Annotated in this window: 18 protein-coding genes and 1 pseudogene; 9 read left to right on the top strand and 10 right to left on the bottom strand. The window is 54.0% G+C overall.

The window, feature by feature from the left end; all coding sequences use genetic code 11:
* Positions 1 to 136 precede the first annotated feature (136 nt).
* The 6 genes from serC (at position 137) to BLO43_RS04160 (ending at position 6,978) form a co-directional block, all read left to right on the top strand.
* Positions 137 to 1,231, top strand: coding sequence for a 3-phosphoserine/phosphohydroxythreonine transaminase (gene serC, locus BLO43_RS04185; RefSeq protein ID WP_090905974.1), 1,095 nt, complete (start codon positions 137 to 139; stop codon positions 1,229 to 1,231).
* Positions 1,224 to 2,423, top strand: coding sequence for a phosphoglycerate dehydrogenase (locus tag BLO43_RS04180; protein WP_090905973.1), 1,200 nt, complete (start codon positions 1,224 to 1,226; stop codon positions 2,421 to 2,423). The genes serC and BLO43_RS04180 overlap by 8 nt, the downstream gene beginning before the upstream one ends.
* 136 nt (positions 2,424 to 2,559) lie before the next feature.
* On the top strand, positions 2,560 to 3,627 hold the full coding sequence (pheA, locus tag BLO43_RS04175) for a prephenate dehydratase (protein WP_090906091.1): 1,068 nt from the start codon (positions 2,560 to 2,562) through the stop codon (positions 3,625 to 3,627).
* Positions 3,628 to 3,742: 115 nt separating this feature from the next.
* Positions 3,743 to 4,855 (top strand): histidinol-phosphate transaminase, encoded by a 1,113-nt coding sequence (hisC, locus tag BLO43_RS04170; RefSeq protein WP_090905972.1) that lies wholly within the window; start codon positions 3,743 to 3,745, stop codon positions 4,853 to 4,855.
* Positions 4,852 to 5,868, top strand: coding sequence for a 3-deoxy-7-phosphoheptulonate synthase (gene aroF / locus BLO43_RS04165; RefSeq protein ID WP_090905971.1), 1,017 nt, complete (start codon positions 4,852 to 4,854; stop codon positions 5,866 to 5,868). Before hisC ends, aroF begins: the two co-directional genes overlap by 4 nt.
* A 219-nt stretch (positions 5,869 to 6,087) precedes the next feature.
* The gene (locus BLO43_RS04160) at positions 6,088 to 6,978 is read left to right on the top strand and encodes a prephenate dehydrogenase (protein ID WP_090906090.1); all 891 of its coding nucleotides are present in this window, start codon (positions 6,088 to 6,090) and stop codon (positions 6,976 to 6,978) included.
* Positions 6,979 to 7,218: 240 nt separating this feature from the next.
* Here BLO43_RS04160 and BLO43_RS04155 read toward each other — a convergent pair whose 3' ends face one another.
* Positions 7,219 to 7,482, bottom strand: coding sequence for a hypothetical protein (locus tag BLO43_RS04155; protein WP_074633935.1), 264 nt, complete (start codon positions 7,480 to 7,482; stop codon positions 7,219 to 7,221).
* Between the two features lie 288 nt (positions 7,483 to 7,770).
* Here BLO43_RS04155 and BLO43_RS04150 point away from each other — a divergent pair, with 288 nt between their 5' ends.
* Complete coding sequence (locus tag BLO43_RS04150; protein WP_090905970.1) at positions 7,771 to 8,121, top strand: nuclear transport factor 2 family protein; 351 nt, start codon at positions 7,771 to 7,773, stop codon at positions 8,119 to 8,121.
* 64 nt (positions 8,122 to 8,185) lie between these two features.
* Here BLO43_RS04150 and BLO43_RS04145 read toward each other — a convergent pair whose 3' ends face one another.
* Positions 8,186 to 8,473 (bottom strand): encapsulin-associated ferritin-like protein, encoded by a 288-nt coding sequence (locus BLO43_RS04145; RefSeq protein ID WP_090905969.1) that lies wholly within the window; start codon positions 8,471 to 8,473, stop codon positions 8,186 to 8,188.
* Positions 8,474 to 8,550: 77 nt separating this feature from the next.
* On the bottom strand, positions 8,551 to 9,294 hold the full coding sequence (locus tag BLO43_RS04140; RefSeq protein WP_090905968.1) for a Mut7-C RNAse domain-containing protein: 744 nt from the start codon (positions 9,292 to 9,294) through the stop codon (positions 8,551 to 8,553).
* 163 nt (positions 9,295 to 9,457) lie between these two features.
* On the opposite strand from BLO43_RS04140, the gene BLO43_RS04135 reads away from it, so the two are divergent.
* Positions 9,458 to 9,790 (top strand): hypothetical protein, encoded by a 333-nt coding sequence (locus tag BLO43_RS04135; protein WP_254773324.1) that lies wholly within the window; start codon positions 9,458 to 9,460, stop codon positions 9,788 to 9,790.
* A 147-nt stretch (positions 9,791 to 9,937) separates the two neighbouring features.
* Here BLO43_RS04135 and glgX read toward each other — a convergent pair whose 3' ends face one another.
* From glgX to BLO43_RS16365, 7 genes and pseudogenes are all read right to left on the bottom strand, one after another.
* Positions 9,938 to 12,019 (bottom strand): glycogen debranching protein GlgX, encoded by a 2,082-nt coding sequence (gene glgX / locus BLO43_RS04130; protein ID WP_090905967.1) that lies wholly within the window; start codon positions 12,017 to 12,019, stop codon positions 9,938 to 9,940.
* A gap of 19 nt (positions 12,020 to 12,038) precedes the next feature.
* Positions 12,039 to 14,558: a glycogen/starch/alpha-glucan phosphorylase gene (locus BLO43_RS04125; RefSeq protein WP_090905966.1), complete on the bottom strand. Its 2,520-nt coding sequence runs from the start codon at positions 14,556 to 14,558 to the stop codon at positions 12,039 to 12,041.
* Between the two features lie 36 nt (positions 14,559 to 14,594).
* Positions 14,595 to 16,979, bottom strand: a complete 2,385-nt coding sequence (locus BLO43_RS04120; RefSeq protein WP_090905965.1) for a phosphoketolase family protein — start codon at positions 16,977 to 16,979, stop codon at positions 14,595 to 14,597.
* Positions 16,980 to 17,000: 21 nt separating this feature from the next.
* A complete protein-coding gene (locus BLO43_RS16715; RefSeq protein WP_175443853.1) occupies positions 17,001 to 17,147 on the bottom strand; it encodes a hypothetical protein in 147 nt (48 codons plus the stop codon).
* Positions 17,144 to 18,421, bottom strand: coding sequence for an acetate/propionate family kinase (locus BLO43_RS04115; protein ID WP_254773323.1), 1,278 nt, complete (start codon positions 18,419 to 18,421; stop codon positions 17,144 to 17,146). The genes BLO43_RS16715 and BLO43_RS04115 overlap by 4 nt, the downstream gene beginning before the upstream one ends.
* A gap of 28 nt (positions 18,422 to 18,449) precedes the next feature.
* Positions 18,450 to 18,806 carry a hypothetical protein gene (locus BLO43_RS04110; RefSeq protein ID WP_139149237.1) on the bottom strand — a complete coding sequence of 119 codons (357 nt, stop codon included), beginning with the start codon at positions 18,804 to 18,806 and terminating at the stop codon, positions 18,450 to 18,452.
* A gap of 86 nt (positions 18,807 to 18,892) precedes the next feature.
* Positions 18,893 to 19,039, bottom strand: a pseudogene (locus BLO43_RS16365) (IS3 family transposase); the annotation flags it as partial.
* Positions 19,040 to 19,063: 24 nt separating this feature from the next.
* Between BLO43_RS16365 and BLO43_RS04105 the strand changes: the two are divergent.
* Complete coding sequence (locus tag BLO43_RS04105; protein ID WP_175443852.1) at positions 19,064 to 19,774, top strand: GNAT family N-acetyltransferase; 711 nt, start codon at positions 19,064 to 19,066, stop codon at positions 19,772 to 19,774.
* Positions 19,775 to 20,036: the final 262 nt, after the last annotated feature.

The following is a 20,036-nucleotide window of genomic DNA, read 5'->3' as shown; positions in this document are numbered from 1 at the left end:
GTACGGCGCACTAAAATTTCTTCCCGCGTCCTGAGTGAACAAGTGACTTGATAGCAAGCCGATGTGAGACCTGGATTTATAGAGATGGCCTTAGAATTGAAACGTTTTACAAGTGTAGCAATAGGGAAAGGGATCCATGGAACATATATATAACTTCAGCGCGGGCCCTGCGGTACTGCCGGTGGAAGTGCTGCAACAGGCGCGGGACGAAATGCTCGACTGGCACGGCAGCGGCATGTCGGTAATGGAGATGAGCCATCGCGGCAAGGAATTCATGTCCATTGCCGCAAAGGTCGAAGCGGATTTGCGCGAATTGATCGGCATTCCCGGCAACTACAAGATTCTTTTTCTATCCGGCGGCGCTTCCAGTCAGTTTGCCATGGTGCCCATGAATCTGCTGCGCGGCAAAAAAAGCGCCAGTTATGTCAATACCGGTGAATGGTCCAAGAAAGCCATCAAGGAAGCGAAGCGATATTGCACTGTCAATATTGCAGCGTCATCCGAGGATGCGAATTTCACGTACGTGCCGCCACAGGATAGGTGGAATATCGATCCTGACGCCGCCTATCTGCATTACACGCCCAATGAGACGATCGGCGGAGTAGAGTTCAACTGGATTCCGGACTTGACGTGCCTGAACGCTGATATGCCGCTGGTTGCAGATATTTCGTCCACCTTCATGTCACGCCCGCTGAATATCACCCGGTTCGGGTTGATTTATGCCGGTGCGCAGAAAAATTTCGGCCCTGCGGGATTGACTGTCGTCATCGTACGCGAAGATTTGCTGGGTACAACCTTGGCCGGCACCCCGACCATGTTTGACTACAAGATCCATGCTGATAATGATTCCATGTATAACACTCCACCCACCTACCCTATGTATATCGCCGGGCTGGTGCTTGAGTGGCTGAAGAAAAAAGGCGGATTGCCAGCAATGGAGAAGATCAATATCGCCAAGGCCAAGCTGCTGTATGACATGCTCGATACTACCGATTTTTATCACTGCCCCGTAGCCAAATCCGATCGTTCGCGCATGAATGTACCTTTCACGTTGAAAGATGCCACACTGGATGAGACGTTTCTGAAACAGGCCAAGTCACGGGGTCTGATCCAATTGAAGGGACATCGTTCTGTGGGAGGAATGCGCGCTTCGATATACAACGCCATGCCGCTGGAAGGGGTGGCGGCTCTGGTGGGATTCATGAAGGAATTTGCGAGCAATCATGCCTGAACGCGCACATAAGGTTTTCCAGATACTGACGCTTAACCAGATTTCACCGCTGGGCCTGAAGCATTTTGCCACCAGCCACTACATGGTTGGCCACGATATAGCCCAGCCGGATGCGATCCTGGTGCGTTCGCACAACATGCTGCAAATGGATATTCCATCGAGCGTAAAAGCAATAGGCCGGGCAGGCGCGGGTACGAATAACGTTCCCGTGAAAGCCATGAATCTACGCGGCGTGCCGGTGTTCAACGCACCCGGCGCAAACGCCAATGCGGTGAAGGAACTGGTGCTGGCCGGTTTGCTGATCGCGTCGCGTAATCTGATCCCGGCAATTCACTTCACCGAGAGTCTACAGGGCGACAACGCTACCCTGCACAAGCTGGCGGAAGACAGCAAAAAGCAATTCGCCGGAATCGAGTTGCCGGGGCGTACGCTGGGCATCATTGGCCTGGGCGCGATAGGACGGCTGGTGGCCGATGCGGCACTTCGTCTGGGCATGAAAGTGATGGGTTACGACCCCGAAATAACCGTGGATGCCGCCTGGAACCTGTCTTCAGAAGTCAAGCGTGCTCAAAGCATCGAAGACCTCCTGCGCCATAGCGATTTCATAACGCTGCATGTGCCTTTGCTGGATGCGACACGCGGCCTGATTAATCAGGAAGTCGTGCAAAGCATGAAGAAGGGCGCGATCCTGCTCAATTTCTCCCGCGACGGAATCATTGACGAGAATGCGGTACTGATGGGAATCGAGTCCGGAAAAATCAAATATTATGTTTGCGACTTTCCCAGCGAAAGATTTCAGCGCCACCCGGCCGTCATTACCCTGCCGCATCTGGGCGCTTCCACATTGGAAGCGGAAGAGAATTGCGCGGTGATGGTAGTGGATCAGACGATGGATTACCTGGAAAACGGCAACATCACTAACGCGGTCAATTTTCCCAATATCACCATGGAGCGCGAATCTCCTTACCGTCTGGCCGTGGCCAATTCCAACGTACCCAATATGGTGGGACAGATCTCCACCAGCATGGCCCAGGCCGGTCTTAACATTCATAACATGGGCAATAAATCGCGCGGTGAGATGGCCTACACCCTGGTTGATGTGGATAGTCCGGTACCACAGAAAACCATAGACGAGATCGCGGCAATCCACGGCGTGTTAATGGTGCGCTATTTGCCGGTATTGTCTGAATAACGGGATGAGAGTTTATTCTTGAACCTGAATCCGGCCATTCTGGATTCGACGCATGCCATGGTTGGCTTGAACCGGATTCCGGGTCGAGTCCAGCATGCCGGAATTCATAATATTTCGTCGCCAAATAAATAGATTGATGATCAACCAACTCAAGCAGCTGCGCGACAAGATCGATGCGATTGACAGCGAGCTCCTCAAATTGATGAGCGCGCGCGCCGGGCTTGCACGGGAAATCGGACAAATCAAGAACGGCATGGCATACCGTCCCGAGCGTGAAGCCCAGGTCTTGACACGGCTGTGCGCATTGAATCCGGGACCGCTCGCGAACGAACATATTGTGCGGTTATTTACCGAAATCATGTCATTGTGCCGGTCCCTGGAAGAACCCATGACTATTGCATACCTGGGTCCGCAAGGGACCTTTTCGGAAGAAGCGGCGTTGAAGCGCTTCGGCGGTGTGGTAACGACCCTGGCATGTAATTCGATAGATGACGTATTCCGCAAGGTGGAGGCGGGAGTGGCCGGTTATGGGGTCGTACCGGTGGAAAATTCCACCGAAGGCGCGGTTGGCAGATCGCTGGACCTGCTGCTGCATACTCCGTTAAAAGTGTGTGGTGAGATAAAGCTGCCAATACATCAGCATCTGCTTGCGCTGCAAACCGATCTCGCGCGCATAAAGAAAATTTACTCGCACCCCCAGTCATTCTCCCAGTGTCATGAATGGCTTAACGCCAATCTGCCCCACTTGCCGGAAGTAGCACGAATCAACGCGGCGAGCAACGCGGACGCGGCAAGACTGGCCGCGGGAGACGAAACGGCCGCGGCGGTAGCGGGCAAGAAAGCCGGGGAAGTATTCGGATTAACCATCTGTGCTGAAAACATCGAGGATGATCCCAACAACACGACACGCTTTCTGGTAATCGGCACCCAGGAAGTTGCCACCTCCGGCAAGGATAAAACATCACTGGTCATGTCGGTCAAAAACCGTCCCGGCGCGATACACGAATTGCTGGCTCCATTGGCTGAACATGGCGTAAGCATGAGCCGCCTGGAATCCCGGCCTTCCCGCGCCAGTCTATGGGAATATGTATTTTTTGTAGATATTGAAGGCCACCAGCAAGACGCAACAATCGCAAAAGCGTTGCGAGAACTGCGAGAGAGAGCCGCATTCCTGAAAATACTCGGCTCGTACCCGGCGATGTGATCGCGTGTTCCATATATTGTTCTTTGTCCGGATAGCGAATAGAAGGCCGATAGCACCTCCTTGAATTATCTTTCTGGAATTTTTCTGTACTTCTGCAATTTACGGATCTGACTTTATGAATCTCAGCGATCTTGCCCCTGAATACATCCGCGCTATCAGTCCCTATCAACCTGGTAAACCAATTTCTGAATTGGCGCGAGAGATGGGTATGGATGAACGCACAATCATCAAGCTTGCGTCTAACGAAAATCCGCTGGGAACAAGTCCGCTGGCCCTGGAGGCAATGACCAGGGCGTTGGGTGAGGTAGCGCTTTATCCGGATGGCAGCGGTTTCGAGTTGAAGGCGGCGCTGTCGAAATGTTATGGGGTGACCAGCGGTCAGATTGTGCTGGGTAACGGTTCCAATGATGTCCTGGAGCTGGCGGCTCGAGTATTCCTGAAACCGGGCGCATCCGCGGTCTATTCGCAACACGCCTTTGCGGTCTATCCGTTGGTGACACAGGCGGTCGGTGCGAGCGGCATAGCGGTTCGCGCCATAAAATACGGTCATGACCTTGATGCCATGCTGGATGCGGTCACGCCCGAGACACGTATCGTATTTATCGCCAACCCGAATAATCCCACCGGTACGTTACTGGCTGCCTCAGCGCTATTGCGTTTTCTGGAACGGGTATCTTCCGACGTGCTGGTAGTGCTGGATGAAGCTTACAACGAATATTTGCCCGGCACTATCAAGGCTGATAGCATTGCGTGGCTGAAACGCTTCCCCAATCTACTCATTACCCGCACTTTTTCCAAGGCGTATGGCATGGCGGGCATACGCGTTGGCTTCGGACTGGCTCATCCGGATGTAAGCGGCTTGATGAATCGTGTACGCCAGCCATTCAACGTAAACAGCATTGGCCTTGCTGGCGCGGTGGCCGCATTGGAAGATGTGGAGTTTGTGAAACGCACTTATGCACTCAACCAGGCGGGGATGCTGCAAATCACGACCGGGCTGCGGCAACTCGGCATCGAGTACATTCCATCTTACGGTAATTTTCTGAGTTTTCGCCTGCCGAAAAGCAATGTCCGGGCGATAAACGAAAGTCTCCTCAGACAGGGCGTCATTGTGCGCCCCATCGGTATTTACGAAATGCCGGAGCACCTTCGAGTCACCGTCGGCCTCGAATCGGAAAACCAGAAATTCTTGAAATCACTTGAGACAGCAATCGGAGAATCAGCTTGATCATCATCATGAACAACGGCGCCACCGACGAACAAATCGATTCGGTGGTTAATAAAATTCGAGGTTTCGGCCTTGATGCGAATGTTTCGCGCGGCACCGAACGCACCGTGATCGGCGCAATCGGCGACGAGCGCAAGCTCGATCCGGAAATGTTCGATTCCCTGAGCGGGGTCGAATATTCCATGCACATTGTCAAGCAGTACAAGATCGTATCGCGCGAGTCGCACAAGCATGATTCGGTAATCGATGTAGGCGGGATACCTATTGGCGGCAATCAGGTGCAGATCATCGGCGGCCCGTGCTCGGTGGAAACGCAAGAACAAATGGACTTGTCTGCGGAGAATGTCTATACGGCTGGCTGCCGGCTGATGCGGGGCGGCGCCTTCAAGCCCCGTACCAGCCCCTACACCTTTCAGGGCAGCGGCGAAGAAGGGCTGAAGATGTTCCGCAATGCCGCGGACAAATATAATCTGCGCATCGTCACCGAACTGATGGATGCGCGCATGCTTGACACATTTCTCAAGTACGATGTGGACGTGATCCAGATAGGAACCCGCAGCATGCAGAATTTCGAATTGCTGAAGGAAGTGGGACGCATCAACAAGCCGGTGATACTCAAGCGCGGCATGTCGGCGACGATTTCCGAGTGGCTGATGGCGGCGGAATACATTGCCGCTGGCGGCAATCACAACATCATTTTCTGCGAACGCGGCATCCGCACCTTTGAAACCGCCTACCGCAACGTACTGGATGTAACCTGCATTCCGGTGCTGAAGAAGGAAACCCATTTACCGGTTATCGTTGATCCTTCCCATGCCGGCGGCAAGGCGTGGATGGTTCCCGCACTGGCACGCGCGGCAATTGCCGCCGGTGCCGACGGCCTGCTGGTGGAAACGCATCCAAATCCGTGCGACGCCTGGTGCGATGCCGACCAGGCATTGAACCCGCAAGAATTCGAATCTCTCATGGGGTCGCTGCAAGGAATAGCGGGCGTCATTGGCCGTAGCCTGTAGGACTCTTCCAGAGATTCAAAGCAGGATGGGTAAAAGGAAGCGCAACCATCAATTGCGCTGTTTCCATACCTCGCTAAACCGCAACCACGCCGGTGATTTTGATGGGTTACGCCGCGCCTACCCATCCTACATGGATATCAAACTGAGAATGGGTCATGGGCATATTCGAATCCTGTCATCAACTACGGAGAATAACCGGCCTCAATTATGGCCAGCGTCATGATCAATAAACTGGTGATTATCGGCGTGGGCCTGATCGGCGGCTCATTCGCGCTGGCGCTACGCAAGGCGGACAAGGTTAAGCATATTGTCGGCGTGGGCCGCAGCCGGGAAAATATGCAGCGCGCGCTCAAGCGGGGCGCAATCGACGAAATCGCCGATGACCTTCCATCAGCGCTGAAACACGCGGATGTCGTGCTGCTCGCTATGCCGGTTGGACAAGTCGGCGGTATCATGGCGCAAATCTCCCCCTATCTTGAACCCGATACAATCGTAACCGACGTCGGCAGCACCAAACAGGATGTCGTCGCCGCGGCACATTCTCATTTGGCCGGACATCTGAGAAATTTTGTGCCTGCCCACCCGGTCGCGGGAGCCGAGCTGAGCGGAGTGAGCGCGGCTGATGCCGGTTTATACCAGGGCAAGAATCTGGTGTTGACGCCGTTGAAGGAAACCAGCGCCGAAGCGGTAAAACGGGTAACGGAATTATGGCAGGCCTGCGGCGCACGCGTTTCGGAAATGAACGCCGCCCAGCACGATGCCATCCTCGCTGCCGTGAGCCATCTTCCCCATGTGCTGGCATTCCTACTAATGAACCACGTCTCATCCAGCACCGAGCATGATTCGAATGAGCCGCTGCGCGCGGACGATCCACTGCGTTTTGCCGGTAGTGGATTCCGCGATTTTACCCGCATCGCCGGCAGTTCCCCCGAAATGTGGCGTGATATATGCCTTGCCAACCGCGAAGCGCTATCCTGGCAAATCGATGCTTATCAGAAGGAGCTGACCGCTTTGCGTGAGATGCTGGCGCGTGATGATAGCGAAGCACTGGAACGCGTTTTTACCAGTGCACGTGAAGCACGGCGGCGATGGCTTGAGAACAAGTCTTGAACCCAGATAATCCATTAGAACGCGAGATGATGGCGAGGCAGGTTGCGAGACAGTTTTGCCGGTTGGGAGAAATCCATAGCGGGTCATATGGACGCCGCACCAGTGGCAAAAACGGCGACGAAAATAGCCGCAAACTGGCCGCCAGCACTCGGGTAGGCTCGCAGAGTCGCCTAATGTATTGTCTGGGTTGAACTCAAATCCGGCAACCGCTTAACAGAAATAAACGGCCAACCGCCGGATTCAGGTTGAATAAACGGCCTGTTCTTCTGGCTCGACGCTTAATACCCGCCCTTTATTCATCGGCACGATCTTGGATTTAATGGCCTTGTTATGTGCGTCAGCCAGCTTCTTTACGGCAAGGTTATAGTCTGCCCATAGCGTATCGAGCTCCTGCGCGTGGCGTTCGAGCATCAAGGTATAATCATCCTGATGCTGATCGCGCAGGGCGTTTTTGGCACGAAGATAAGTTTTATGGCGTCGTTGGGCTTCGGTATTCTTTTTCATGGCTCACAATAAATAGCGGTTCGATAATTAGCGCAAATTTATATATAAACACCCTGGGGAAATTGAAACTTCAGGTTGGTATCGTATCAATTTGGATAACGAAAACAATTGGACCTTAGTACATCCACTGCTTATGAACCATCCATTACTCGGCACATAACGGATACAAAATTCACGGGGGGCACTACTGCTATCATGGGCGGTCAGTTACTATGGGCCAGTTACTATGGAGCAGTTCACGACGGCTCATCCCGATCAAATTTCAATCCAACCTGAACGGAGGAAACGATGACTTTAAAAGAACAGCTGGACGACTTGAACAACATGATTCTGAAGGGCGAGATTCTGGAATCCATGGACAAGTATTACCATCCGGATTGCGTGGTAGTTGAAAAGAATGATGTGGTGGCGAGAGGCCTTAAAGAAGCCAAAGATCGGGAGTCGGATCTTTTTGAAGGAGTTGAAGCGTGGCTTAAGTCAGAGATCAAAGCCACCGCTGTGGGTGACGACGTCACAATGACCGAGTGGCATTATGAATACAAGCATAAGGACTTCGGGCACAAGAAGTTCGACCAGGTAGCTGTTCAGCACTGGAAAGATGGAAAGATCATCAGTGACCGGTTCTACGCGATGTATTGACCTCCGGGGATGGCTCGTCACTGATGGCCATCCAGCTCGCATGGGTGAACCCCGTCAGCAATGCCTACTTATGCGTAATAGGCTTGTCGGTGAACAGGAAGTTCTTCAGTTGAGTGGAAAAGGCTGAATCTTTGCGTCGAATCCACTCCAGTACCATGGAGGCGTGTTCCTTCTCCTCATCGCGATTGTGCGCAAGAATGGCTTTGAGCTCCTCATCTTTGCATGCGTCCACACGCTGGTTGTACCAATCCACAGCCTCCAGCTCTTCCATCAACGAGACGATTGCTCTGTGCATGTCCCTTGTTTCATTGGATAGTTCTTCAATGGGCTCGTGGTAACCGACACTTGACATGATTTGCTCCTTCTTCTTGGATAATAAATGTGACGATAGATATCCTATCCGCTTATGCGGAGATTTGTGGGAAAAAATTAACTTAGCGGCATAATCCCATCCAGTAGGACGCGCATCCGCCGCCAATGCGAACCCTCCCAGAATACGCGTTGGCAAACATTGCAGGTGCTGAAGTGATCGAATCGATCGCGTACAGCGGGCGGGAGGCGCGTCAGCACTTCCGCCTTGGCGACGGCGCGCAATGGTGCGTTACATGTCAGGCATAAGGTAAATGGCCGCGCGCTGCGCGCCAGATCCAGCCGATCGAATATCTCGTAGAGTTGCTGTGTCGATCTCAACGCACGTATGTAACAGCCGCGCGTGATTGAACGACGCTTGAGCAATTCCCTGTCGCGCGTGAGCAGGATGCGCTCGTCCCGCGCGACGATAGCTTCAATTTCGCTGTCCTGAAAGTTGTTGTCGTAAAGTGTGTCGAAGCCGGCCATGCGCAGCAAGTGCGCAAGCCCGCCCAGATGCGCATCGGCGACAAAGCGCGTCACCCGCAAAGGTTGAGCACGCACGCACAGCAAAGGAGTAATATCGAGCATCTCGAATCGGGGAAAGATTGCTACGCGGTCCCCTTCTTTTAGCAGCCGGTCGAAGTTCGCGGACTCACCGTTGACCAGCACCAATTCGACCTCGGTATGAGGCACACCAAGCGCCTCGATCATATGCTTGGTAGTTGCCGACTCTGAACAAGGGCAAGCAAACTCCCGCCTGCGCCGTTCAGGCGCGAGAAAATCGTTAAGTTCCTCATAGAAGCGAAATGTGGCGGTAACCATAGAACAAAGCCCGGCAAGCTGGCCGCTCATATTTTAGCGAATATCGAGAATAGTTTGATACGCTGGAACTATACGCCCCGTACAGCAACTCTAATATAGCGTCGGAGATAGACATTAAAACGCCTTTTGCCATCCGGTTATTTCAAACACTAACGGAGTCCTCATGAGAATGAAATGGTTTTCGCTGATATTTTTTGCCGCCTTTTCAAGCCCCGCTATAGCCGTTGAGAAAAATTACAGGATATGTACTGCGGGAGGCTATTTTGCCGGAGCTGACGATAAGTTTCTAAGCGGGCTGGCTACGCATCTCGCGCAAAAAAGAAATATCCTCAATGATCCCATATGTGGCGCTCTATGGAGAAACGCACATAAGATCGGAGCAATCGTCTCTAAAACAGGGAAGATACACGATGAAGCGGAAGGAAATGTTGTTCATGACGCCACCGAATTTAGTAGCAAGGTATATGAGGTAGTCGGCTCCAAGATCAATTTCTAGCCTGCCGAATTTGGAGAGAGTCGAAGCGAAAAGGGAGAATATCGGGTCTGAGCTAACCTGGCCCAGGAAACAGCTCAGATCTCTACGTGAATAGAGATCAAGCAACACTGCCAAGCAGGACCAGCTAGCATTGGAAGGGCAGAGACTTCAGCGCGCCTCCAAGACGGCAATACTACGGGGCTGCGAGAGGTAATGCGCATCTGTGTGCTCGATTTGTCCATCAGGCAGGCTTATATCTTGCGGTGAAGCCAATGCCGTATCCAGGGCAATATACCATTGTCGCCCCTTGATGAAAGGTAATGGCGCATCCAGCGCCTGTTCCGACATGTTCATGATCACGTGCAAATCCGCCTCGCCCTCCTCCCGGCCGGCAATCGTGCAGGCAAGTACGCGGCAATGAGGATCATGCCAAAGCGGTTCGTTCAGTTGCATTCCATGCCAGGCGATATCGGGCAACTGGCGCCCGGCCACCACAGCGCCCGTAAAAAATTTGTTGGCGGTCAGACTGGGATGCCGCTGCCGCAAAGCGATCAGTTCCCGTGTGTAGCGCAACATATCGTTGTTCCGCTCGACAAACCCCCAGTCGAACCATGAAAGTTCGTTATCCTGACAATAGGCATTATTATTGCCACGCTGGCTGCGCAATACCTCATCGCCGGCAAGCAGCATGGGTACCCCGCGCGACAGCATCAGAAGGGCCATGAGATTCTTTGCCTGGCGGCGACGAAGGGCCAATACCGCAGCGTCGCCGGTGTCACCTTCGGCACCGCAATTCCAGCTCAAATTGTCATTGGTTCCGTCACGATTATCTTCGCCATTGGCTTCGTTGTGTTTATCGTTATAGCTCACCAAGTCGTACAGCGTGAAGCCATCGTGGCAGGTAATGAAATTGATGCTGTTCGTCGGGCAGCGACCACCGGCGGCGTAGAGATCGGCACTGCCACCGAGCCTGGTCGCCACCGCCCCAACCAGTCCGGGATCACCGCGCACGAAACGCCGCATGATGTCGCGATAGTGGCCGTTCCATTCAGACCAGGCCATGCCGGGAAATGCGCCGACCTGGTAGAGTCCAGCCGCATCCCAAGCTTCGGCGATGACCGGCACATGGCTCAGGATGCTCGAAGTTTCGATGGCCCATGGCAAGGGTGGGTTCGCCAACGGCACACCTTGCTCGCCACGGGCGAACACGCTGGCAAGATCGAAACGAAAACCATCCACGCCGAAAGTTTCCACCCAGTATTCGAGGCAATGCACAATGAAACTACTGACCAGGGGATGGTTGCAGTTCACTGTATTGCCGCAACCGGTGAAGTCAAGGTAACGCTGGCGCTGGCTTGCATCGAGGTGGTAGAAGGCGTCGTTGCCAAGTCCGCGGAAACTGATGACTGGTCCATCCTCGCCACCCTCCGCCGTGTGATTGAAAACAACGTCCAGTAAAACACCGATGCCTGCCGCGTGAAAAGCATCCACCAGGTCGCGAAACTCCTGGTTGGCCAGGGTCTCATCGAAGCAGTACCCGGGGTGTGGAGCCCAGAAACTATAAGTGTTATAGCCCCAGTAGTTACTCAAGCCCTCTTCGGCAACAGGCCACGGAACACTTTGCGTGTCATATGCCATGACCGGCAGGAATTCGACATGGGTAATGCCCAGTTCCTTCAGATAGGAGATTTTTTCTTTTAGGCCAGGAAAAAGACCTGGCCGTGACACCCCGGCAGAGGGGTGCCGGGTAAATCCCCCCACATGAAGTTCATAGATAACCGCGCCGGTCAGATCTGAATCCGAACATAAGCCGGTTTTGACTGGAACTGGGGGTGCAAGCGAATTGACTACGATGGCACGCAATCCGCCATCCTTCGTATCGGGGTCGATGCCACGGCGCCGATCCCAAAGACTATCGGATACTGCCCTTGCCCAGGGATCGAGCAGTTCCTTGTGCGGGTAAAAACGCCGGCCGGTCGAGACCCAATCGTTTGGTCCATCCATTCGCCAGGTGTAATACGTACCGGCCGGCAGTCCGACCACGAATACATGCCAGAAAAAGAAGCTTCGGTTATGCTCCGCATCCAGCACGACGGTCTGAAATGCCTCGGGAGTATCCGCTGCCGCATACAGTACCAGTTCACCCCCGGTTGCATGTTGGCTGAAAATACAGAAGTTGACACCATCGGCGGTGACGGTGGCTCCTGGCGGAAATCGCGTGCCGGATCTGGTTGGATAGGGAGGTGTCATAGTCGAGCCTTGCGAATCCTTAAGCCTTCACAGTCACTGGCCTTATATTCCAGATGTCCTCGCAGTATTCCGTAATGGCGCGGTCGGATGAGAATTTACCGCTGCGCGCGGTATTGAGAATAGACATCCGTGTCCAGTTCGGGACGTCCTGCCAGGCCGAATTGACCTGTTCCTGACAGGCGATATAGGCAGCGTAATCGGCCAATACCAGGAAAGGATCATCATGCATCAGGTTGTCGACCAGTGGACGAAATACTTCGGCATCGCCCTGCGAGAAGTGTCCTGTGCCAATGAGCTCCAGCACGGCACGCAATTCATCATTTCCTGCAACATAATCATGAGGACGGTAACCGGTACGCTTGACACTTTCGACTTCGGCAGCCGAGAGACCGAACAGGAAGAAATTATCTGCCCCGACCTCTTCGCGTATCTCGACATTGGCTCCGTCGAGCGTACCAATGGTGAGCGCGCCGTTGAGCATGAACTTCATGTTGCCCGTACCCGACGCTTCTTTGCCGGCCGTGGAGATTTGTTCTGACAGATCGGCGGCTGGATAGATGAGATGTGCATTCTGGACGTTGAAATTCGGAATGAAAGCGACCTTCATGCGCGTATTCACATCTGGATCGGCATTTATCGTTTCTGCAACGGCATTGATGAGCTTGATGATGCGCTTGGCCATGAAATAACCGGGCGCAGCCTTACCGCCGAAAATGAAGGCACGCGGTGGCAATACCAGCGTCGGATTCTCCTTGAGCCTGCGATACATGGTCACAATATGCAAGACGTTCAGATGCTGGCGCTTGTATTCATGGATACGCTTCACCTGGACGTCAAACAGCCAATCCGGATCGATCTCGATACCGGTTTGCGCACGGATGTATGAGGAGAGGCGCTGCTTGTTGCCGAGTTTTATGGCGCGCCAGTCGTGCTGAAAGGCGTCTTTATCGGCATGAGCGTCGAGCTTGCGCAGCAGACTCGGTTCCGTCAGCCATTGTTGGCCCAGCGTACCATCAAGCAATTCACGCAAGCCGGGATTTGACAGGGCCAGGAAGCGGCGCGGGGTGACGCCGTTGGTCTTGTTGCTGAAACGCTCCGGCCAAAGCTCGTGAAAATCCTTGAGTACACTGGCCTGGAGCAGCTCGGTATGAAGCGCCGCGACACCATTGATGGCATGACTGCCAACGGCGGCAAGATGGGCCATGCGCACCCGTTTACCGCCTTCCTCGCCAATCAGGGACATCCGCGCTAAACGGGCCTCGTCACCCGGGAAGCGTGAACGCACCTCGTCGAGAAAACGCCGGTTGATCTCGTAGATAATTTCCAGGTGCCGCGGCAACAGTTCGGCGAACATGGGAAGCGGCCATGTCTCCAAAGCCTCCGGCAACAAGGTATGATTCGTGTAACCGAAGCTTGCCACGGTGATGGCCCAAGCCACATCCCAGTCGAGTCGCCGCTCATCCACCAGCAGGCGCATCAGTTCGGCCACGCCGATGGAAGGGTGCGTGTCGTTGAGTTGCACGGCAAAGCGCTCGGCAAAACTTTCGACCGGCGCATTGATCAAGTCGAGCAGATGCAGCATGTCCTGCAGCGAGCAGGTCACAAAGAAATACTGCTGCGCCAGGCGCAGCCGCTTGCCGCTTGCCGGCTCGTCGTTAGGATAGAGCACCTTGGTCACCGTTTCCGAGATCAGTTTTTCGTTTACTGCCTCGTAGTAATCACCGACATTGAACGCCTGGAAGTCGAATGACTCGACAGCTTCGGCACTCCACAACCTTAGCGTGTTGCAGGTGTTGACGCCATAACCCTGGATCGGCGTATCGTGCGCAACGCCCCTCACCACTCGATGAGGTACCCAGCGCACGCGCTGGCAGCCCGCCTCATCGGGGTAATACTCGGTGTGCCCGCCCCAATTGACGTAGTAGCAGACATCGGGCTTGGCGATCTCCCAGGGATTGCCTCGACGCAGCCACTTGTCGGTGATCTCGGCTTGCCATCCGTCACGAATCTCCTGCTCAAAAATGCCAAACTCATAGCGAATGCCATAACCGATCGCCGGACATTGCAGCGTTGCCAGCGAATCAAGATAACAGGCAGCAAGACGGCCCAGACCACCATTCCCTAATCCCGGCTCCGCCTCGCAGGTGAGTATAGCGTCGAGATCCTGGCCGATAGCTGCGAGGGCATTTCTCGCTTCCTGTTCGATATGCAGATTCACCAGATTGTTGCCAAGGTGCGGGCCCATAAGAAACTCGGCCGACAGATAACACACAATCTTGCGATTCAAGTCGAAATAAGTCTGGGCGGTGTTGATCCAGCGATGCTGCATTCGATCACGAATCGCAAGCGCGAGCGCACGATAGTAATCGTGTGTAGCTGCCACGGATGGCAAGCGGCCGACGGAATAATGCAAATGATCAAGGACCGCCTGCGTGAGCGCCGATGCCTGCATCCCGAGGCGGACATCAGAAGCCGTGACTGACAGCGCGGCTTTATCTTCGCCAACTCCGGAAATTTCCTGAGATATTTTGCTTTTCATGATATTCGCATCCAATTAAGTAAGAAAATACTTCATTCAATATGGCCAGACCCAGTTGCTGAACATCTCATTATCAGTGCCATGCTCATGGGCATATGCCAGGTTCAGGATAATTTCGTTCTTCATCTGCTCTTTCAGATGCGCAGCCCTGGCGGCAAGGGTAGGCACACGATCGATGACATCGATGACCAGAGTAAAGCGGTCAGCCTGATTAAGAATTGCTAGCTCCAACGGCGTATTGATGTTCCCTCGCTCCTTGTAACCCCGAACATGCAGATTTTCATGATTCTCAAAGCGATAGGCCAGCTTGTGTATTAACCACGGATAACCGTGGAAGTTGAATATCACCGGCTTGCAGGTAGTAAACAAACTGTCGAATTCTCGCTCTGTCGAGCCGTGCGGGTGCTCGCTCGCCGGTTGCATCTTATACAGGTCAACCACATTGACGAAGCGTACCTTCAAGTCCGGCAGATATTCGCGCAGGATGGCGGTTGCCGCCAGTGCCTCCTGGGTCGCCACGTCGCCACAGGAAGCCATCACCACATCCGGTTCAACACCCTGGTCGTTGCTCGCGCGTCTCCAGATACCGATGCCTTTGGCGCAATGCACGATGGCTTCATCGATGGTACTGAACTGCAGGTGCTTCTGCTTGTCGGCGACAATGACATTGATACAGTCGGTCGAACGCAGGCACTGGTCCGCCACCACCAGCAGCGTGTTGGCGTCGGGCGGTAGATAGATACGCGTAACGGTGGGACTTTTGTTGGTCACCAGGTCGATGAAGCCCGGATCTTGATGGGAGAAGCCATTGTGGTCCTGCCGCCAGACCGTGGAGGATAGAAGAATATTCTGCGAGGCCACGGAGGCGCGCCAGGGGACATGGTTCTTCGAAATATCCAGCCACTTGGCGTGCTGATTGAACATGGAGTCCACCACATGGGCGAAGGCTTCGTAGGTATGGAAAAAGCCGTGGCGGCCCGTCAGCAGGTAGCCTTCAAGCCAGCCGATCAGGGTGTGCTCGGAAAGCATTTCCATCACACGGCCGTCACGTGACAGTTCGCCACCATCGGCATCTTCCGGCAACAGATCCGCCATCCAGACCTTCTTCGAGACTTCATACATGGCCTGCAAGCGGTTGGAGGCAGTCTCGTCGGGACCAAACAGACGGAAATTGGTCATGTTGTTACGCATCACATCGCGCAGGAATTCACCCAGCGGCCGGGTATTCTCATAAAGCACCTTGCCTGCTTGTGGCACGTCGACGGCATAGTCGCGGAAGTTGGGCAGTTTGAGCTCCTTGCGTAACAAACCACCATTGGCATGCAGGTTTGCACTCATGCGCAATGGACCCTTGGGCGCCAATTCCCGCAGTTCAGGCAGGAAACGACCGTCGGCATCAAACAATTCTTCCGGCTTGTAGCTCTTCAGCCAATCCTCGAGCATCTTGAAGTTCTTTGGATTCTCGCGCACATCCGAGAACGGCACCTGATGGGAACGCCAGCTTCCTTCCGCCTTGTGGCTATTGATCTCTTTGGGTCCGGTCCAGCCCTTCGGTGAACGCAGCACGATCATCGGCCAGCGCGGACGCTCCGCCTTGCCGCTGTCCCGGGCCGTTTTCTGGATGACGTGAATATCGGCAATGGCTTGTTCCAAAGTAGCCGCCATTTTCTGATGCATCTCTGTGGGATCGTCGCCCTCGACAAAGTAAGGGGTATAACCATAGCCGCGGAACAATGCATCAAGCTCCTCGTGGCTGATGCGCGCGAGGATGGTCGGATTGGCGATTTTGTAGCCATTCAGGTTCAATATGGGCAGTACCGCCCCATCACGGATAGGGTTGATGAATTTATTGGAATGCCAGGCAGTTGCAAGCGGCCCGGTTTCGGCTTCTCCATCTCCCACCACGCAGGCAACGATAAGGTCTGGATTATCCAGACAAGCGCCGTAAGCATGCGAAAGGCTGTACCCGAGTTCACCGCCTTCATGAATGGAACCGGGAGTCTCAGGGGTAACGTGAGAGCCAATCTGTCCCGGAAAAGAGAATTGCTTGAAAAACTTCTGTAGCCCTTCGATATCCTGGCTCTTGTCAGGATAGACCTCGGAATAGGTACCCTCCAGGTAGGTCGGACCAAGCACGCCCGGTGCGCCATGACCAGGACCGGCCATGAAGATCACATCCAGATCGTCGCGCTTGATGATTCGATTGAGATGCACCCAGGTGAAGGATAACGCCGGACTCGCTCCCCAGTGGCCGAGCAGCCGATGCTTGACATGCTCAACCTTGAGGGGTTCCTTGAGTAATGGATTGTCGCGGAGGTAGATCATGCCGACCGAAAGGTAATTGCATGCTCTCCACCAGGCGTTGATCAGGCGTAATTCTTCGGCATCAAGCGGATTGGAAATTTGGGCTGATTGAGTCATGGTAGTTCCTCCTCATTCTCGTTAATGAATCGCCATTTCCAGGCGAGAAAACATCGTGCGTGAGACAGTGAGTAAAACTTGGGATGGGTAAGCGATGGAGCTTTCGTTGGCGATGCCAACAGCCAGCGTTCTTACCCTTGAGCAATGGACGGCGGGTTCAAGCGTCATGGCGATTCTCCTGATTCGATGGATTTCAGAATGCGCCGGGTATGCCGTGCGATCAGCAGCTCTTCATTGGTCGGGATAACCCAGACCGGAATCCGGCTTTCCGCCTTGCTGATGCAGGGACCGCCAATGGCGTTGGCGACGGGATCCAGCTCCAGCCCCAACCAGGCGGCGGCCTGGCAAATACTCTCCCGGATTGGCGCGGAGTGCTCGCCGATGCCGGCGGTGAACACCAATGCATCGAGTCCGCCCAGGGCCGCCGTGAGTGACCCCAACTCGCGGCCAACGCGGTAGACAAACAACTCCACCGCAAATTTCGCCTTCGGGTCGGCGGAGTCAATCAGGGCGCGCATATCGCTGGATAGGCCCGAAACACCGAGCAGCCCGGACTGCCGGTAGAGCAGTTTCTCGACCGCACGGGTATCCATCTTCAGTTCATCCATCAAATAGAGGATGACACCAGGATCAAGACTGCCGCAACGTGTACCCATGGGCAGCCCGTCAACGGCGGTGAACCCCATGGTGCTGGCGATGCTTTTGCTACCCTGGACGGCGCACATGCTGGCGCCGTTGCCCAGGTGCAGCACTACAACGCGCCCTTGTGCGACGTCGGAGTCATACTCCGGCAAAACAGAAGCAATGTACTCATAGGAAAGGCCATGGAATCCATAGCGGCGTACTCCCCGCCTGGTAATCTCTGACGGCAACGCGAAGGCTTGCGCCACTGCCGGTTGAGTGCAATGGAAGGCGGTATCAAAGCAGGCCACCTGGGGCAGTTCCGGATGGTTGGTCATCAACAAGCGGATGGGCATCAGGTTATGGGGCTGATGCAACGGTGCCAGCGGAATCAGTTGTTCCAGGTGCCCAACGATCTCGGCCGTCAGGCGCACCGGGGCGGCGTAGTCGATACCACCATGCACAATACGGTGGCCAACGGCGGCCAGATGATGTTCCACGAGATGCTCGCGCAGGAAGTCGGCCAAATAGGCGATTGCGCCGTCGTGGCCAAGCGGTTGGCCTGGCACCCACTGCTTTTCACCGACAATGGCACCAGCCGCATCCTTGGCCTTGAACCGGGACGTGTTGTACAACCCCTCCAGCTGTCCGCCGAGGAACAGTTCAAGCGATTCGCCGTGCTCCAGGAACAGCGAGAACTTGATACTGGAGGAGCCAGCGTTAACAACCAGAATAGCATTGCTCATCAGACTACCACCCTGCTGGTGTTTTCCTGCCGAGATTGGGCGACAAGGCCCGCCACTTCCAGATGGAACAGGCATTCCTCTGCAGTGTAAAATTCTTAATCGTTCATGCTGCCGAGCAGACTTGTAAGGCTTTCAGTGCCTCGACACCCTCATACTTGAGGCCCTTGAGAAGAACATCTGAAACGTTCGGCCCAGCTTTCTTCAATTCCAGATGGAATGCATAGGAAGCAGTATTATTAGCATACGTACCCAAGACTTCTGATTTGTTTGTATCAGGGTAGACCCGAACGCTATATTGCAGAGCGTTAATGTTCTGTCGTTTATCGGTCTGCATCTTAGCGGCGACGCAACGAGCGAGGGCTGAGTAATCCCCTTTTATCTCACCGGCAAGTAATGTCTCCTGTTCTTCCACTTCCGTGAGGTTTGCGCAGCCAAAAAGAACTAATGCTGCCGTGATCATTAAGAGCTTCATCTCAACCTTTATTATTGAGTTGACTACTTTATGCGGAAGATTAATGAGTGATACCCCAAACGTACCACCGGGTTTTACCCCATTTCTACGGACGGCTTGGCTAAGTCTAAAGCATTGTTGATGCATTTCCAGTATCTTCGTTTTCGTGGGTTATGGAATCGTCCGATACAGTTGCAGACACCTGTTTCTGTTCGCGCTTCAGCCCGGATGCGATACTGTCGACACATCCCATGAAACACCTCCGCATGAAATCTATTTATAGTTTATTTTTTGATTATTACTACACTTCGATACAGAATATGAATCTGGGACAAATGCAGTGCTCAGCTTACCGTTCTAAACCCGCAATCCGAGCAGCTCAACGTTGTGATGATCCGACTCTCACGCTTACACTGGCAGCAGCATTTGATAACGATCCAGTGACGAGATTCTGTGTTCGCACAGATGCCCGCCGCCACTGGGCCATGCGAGTCGGCTTCAAACGAGCGCTGGATTTATATCAACCATACGGCTTAACCTTTATCGCAAACGATGGGGCGGGTGCTGCGCTTTGGGCCCGTCATGACCAATGGCAACTCACGTTCTGGCAAGAGTGTTCGCTCATTCCACTGTATATGCGCGTCTGTGGCATCAGTCGCTTCATGCGTCTCAGTCGCGGATTCGACGCGATGAAATTAAACCATCCGGTTGAACGTCATTATTATCTCTACTTGCTCGGTGTACATCCTGACCACCAGTCACATGGCTTGGGTACCGCTCTGCTGCGCGCCATGCTCGAGCGTTGCGACCGCGAACAGATGCCTGCCTACCTTGAAGCATCCAGTCCTCACAATATTCCCTTCTACCAGCAGCAGGGGTTTCGGGTAATTAAGAAATTTCGATTCGGTCCCAGTGGGCCCCTTCTCGCAGCAATGTGGCGGGAGCCGCAACTAAGCTCCCTTAGGGCTGGGTTTTAGTGCCTAATGGAACGTAAAACCCCATGTACCGGTTTTGGACCCGCGCATTAAAGTGGAAGGCACTGCTGAATTAGGCGATTATCATGAGCGCGCGTTTTGATATCCGCTCGTAGCTCCTGGGATCCCAATATCTATGCGGCTTAGATCGGTATTCCAGGGGCAATACAAGAAATTCATGTTGGGCGCACCCCTGCGCGAATAACCTACACTCCAAATTGGCGCGAATAGGAGCAAATGAGCGCACTCATCAAAGTAATAGCCA

Source organism: Nitrosospira sp. Nsp13 (assembly GCF_900101945.1).
Lineage (GTDB): Bacteria > Pseudomonadota > Gammaproteobacteria > Burkholderiales > Nitrosomonadaceae > Nitrosospira > Nitrosospira multiformis_D.
The sequence above is the reverse complement of the archived record's forward strand: the minus strand, read 5'-3'. Positions and strand labels throughout refer to the sequence as shown.

What these genes read in the sequence shown, in the direction of transcription:
- BLO43_RS04135 (WP_254773324.1), top strand. Translation starts at nt 9,458, where the DNA reads ATGAGAATGAAATGGTTTTCGCTGATATTTTTTGCCGCCTTTTCAAGC.
- BLO43_RS04115 (WP_254773323.1), bottom strand. Translation starts at nt 18,421, where the DNA reads ATGCCTGTTCCATCTGGAAGTGGCGGGCCTTGTCGCCCAATCTCGGCA.
- serC (WP_090905974.1), top strand. Translation starts at nt 137, where the DNA reads ATGGAACATATATATAACTTCAGCGCGGGCCCTGCGGTACTGCCGGTG.
- BLO43_RS16715 (WP_175443853.1), bottom strand. Translation starts at nt 17,147, where the DNA reads ATGACGCTTGAACCCGCCGTCCATTGCTCAAGGGTAAGAACGCTGGCT.
- BLO43_RS04150 (WP_090905970.1), top strand. Translation starts at nt 7,771, where the DNA reads ATGACTTTAAAAGAACAGCTGGACGACTTGAACAACATGATTCTGAAG.
- BLO43_RS04105 (WP_175443852.1), top strand. Translation starts at nt 19,064, where the DNA reads ATGAAATCTATTTATAGTTTATTTTTTGATTATTACTACACTTCGATA.
- BLO43_RS04155 (WP_074633935.1), bottom strand. Translation starts at nt 7,482, where the DNA reads ATGAAAAAGAATACCGAAGCCCAACGACGCCATAAAACTTATCTTCGT.
- BLO43_RS04160 (WP_090906090.1), top strand. Translation starts at nt 6,088, where the DNA reads ATGATCAATAAACTGGTGATTATCGGCGTGGGCCTGATCGGCGGCTCA.
- BLO43_RS04110 (WP_139149237.1), bottom strand. Translation starts at nt 18,806, where the DNA reads ATGATCACGGCAGCATTAGTTCTTTTTGGCTGCGCAAACCTCACGGAA.
- BLO43_RS04145 (WP_090905969.1), bottom strand. Translation starts at nt 8,473, where the DNA reads ATGTCAAGTGTCGGTTACCACGAGCCCATTGAAGAACTATCCAATGAA.
- BLO43_RS04125 (WP_090905966.1), bottom strand. Translation starts at nt 14,558, where the DNA reads ATGAAAAGCAAAATATCTCAGGAAATTTCCGGAGTTGGCGAAGATAAA.
- pheA (WP_090906091.1), top strand. Translation starts at nt 2,560, where the DNA reads ATGATCAACCAACTCAAGCAGCTGCGCGACAAGATCGATGCGATTGAC.
- glgX (WP_090905967.1), bottom strand. Translation starts at nt 12,019, where the DNA reads ATGACACCTCCCTATCCAACCAGATCCGGCACGCGATTTCCGCCAGGA.
- BLO43_RS04140 (WP_090905968.1), bottom strand. Translation starts at nt 9,294, where the DNA reads ATGGTTACCGCCACATTTCGCTTCTATGAGGAACTTAACGATTTTCTC.
- BLO43_RS04180 (WP_090905973.1), top strand. Translation starts at nt 1,224, where the DNA reads ATGCCTGAACGCGCACATAAGGTTTTCCAGATACTGACGCTTAACCAG.
- BLO43_RS04120 (WP_090905965.1), bottom strand. Translation starts at nt 16,979, where the DNA reads ATGACTCAATCAGCCCAAATTTCCAATCCGCTTGATGCCGAAGAATTA.
- hisC (WP_090905972.1), top strand. Translation starts at nt 3,743, where the DNA reads ATGAATCTCAGCGATCTTGCCCCTGAATACATCCGCGCTATCAGTCCC.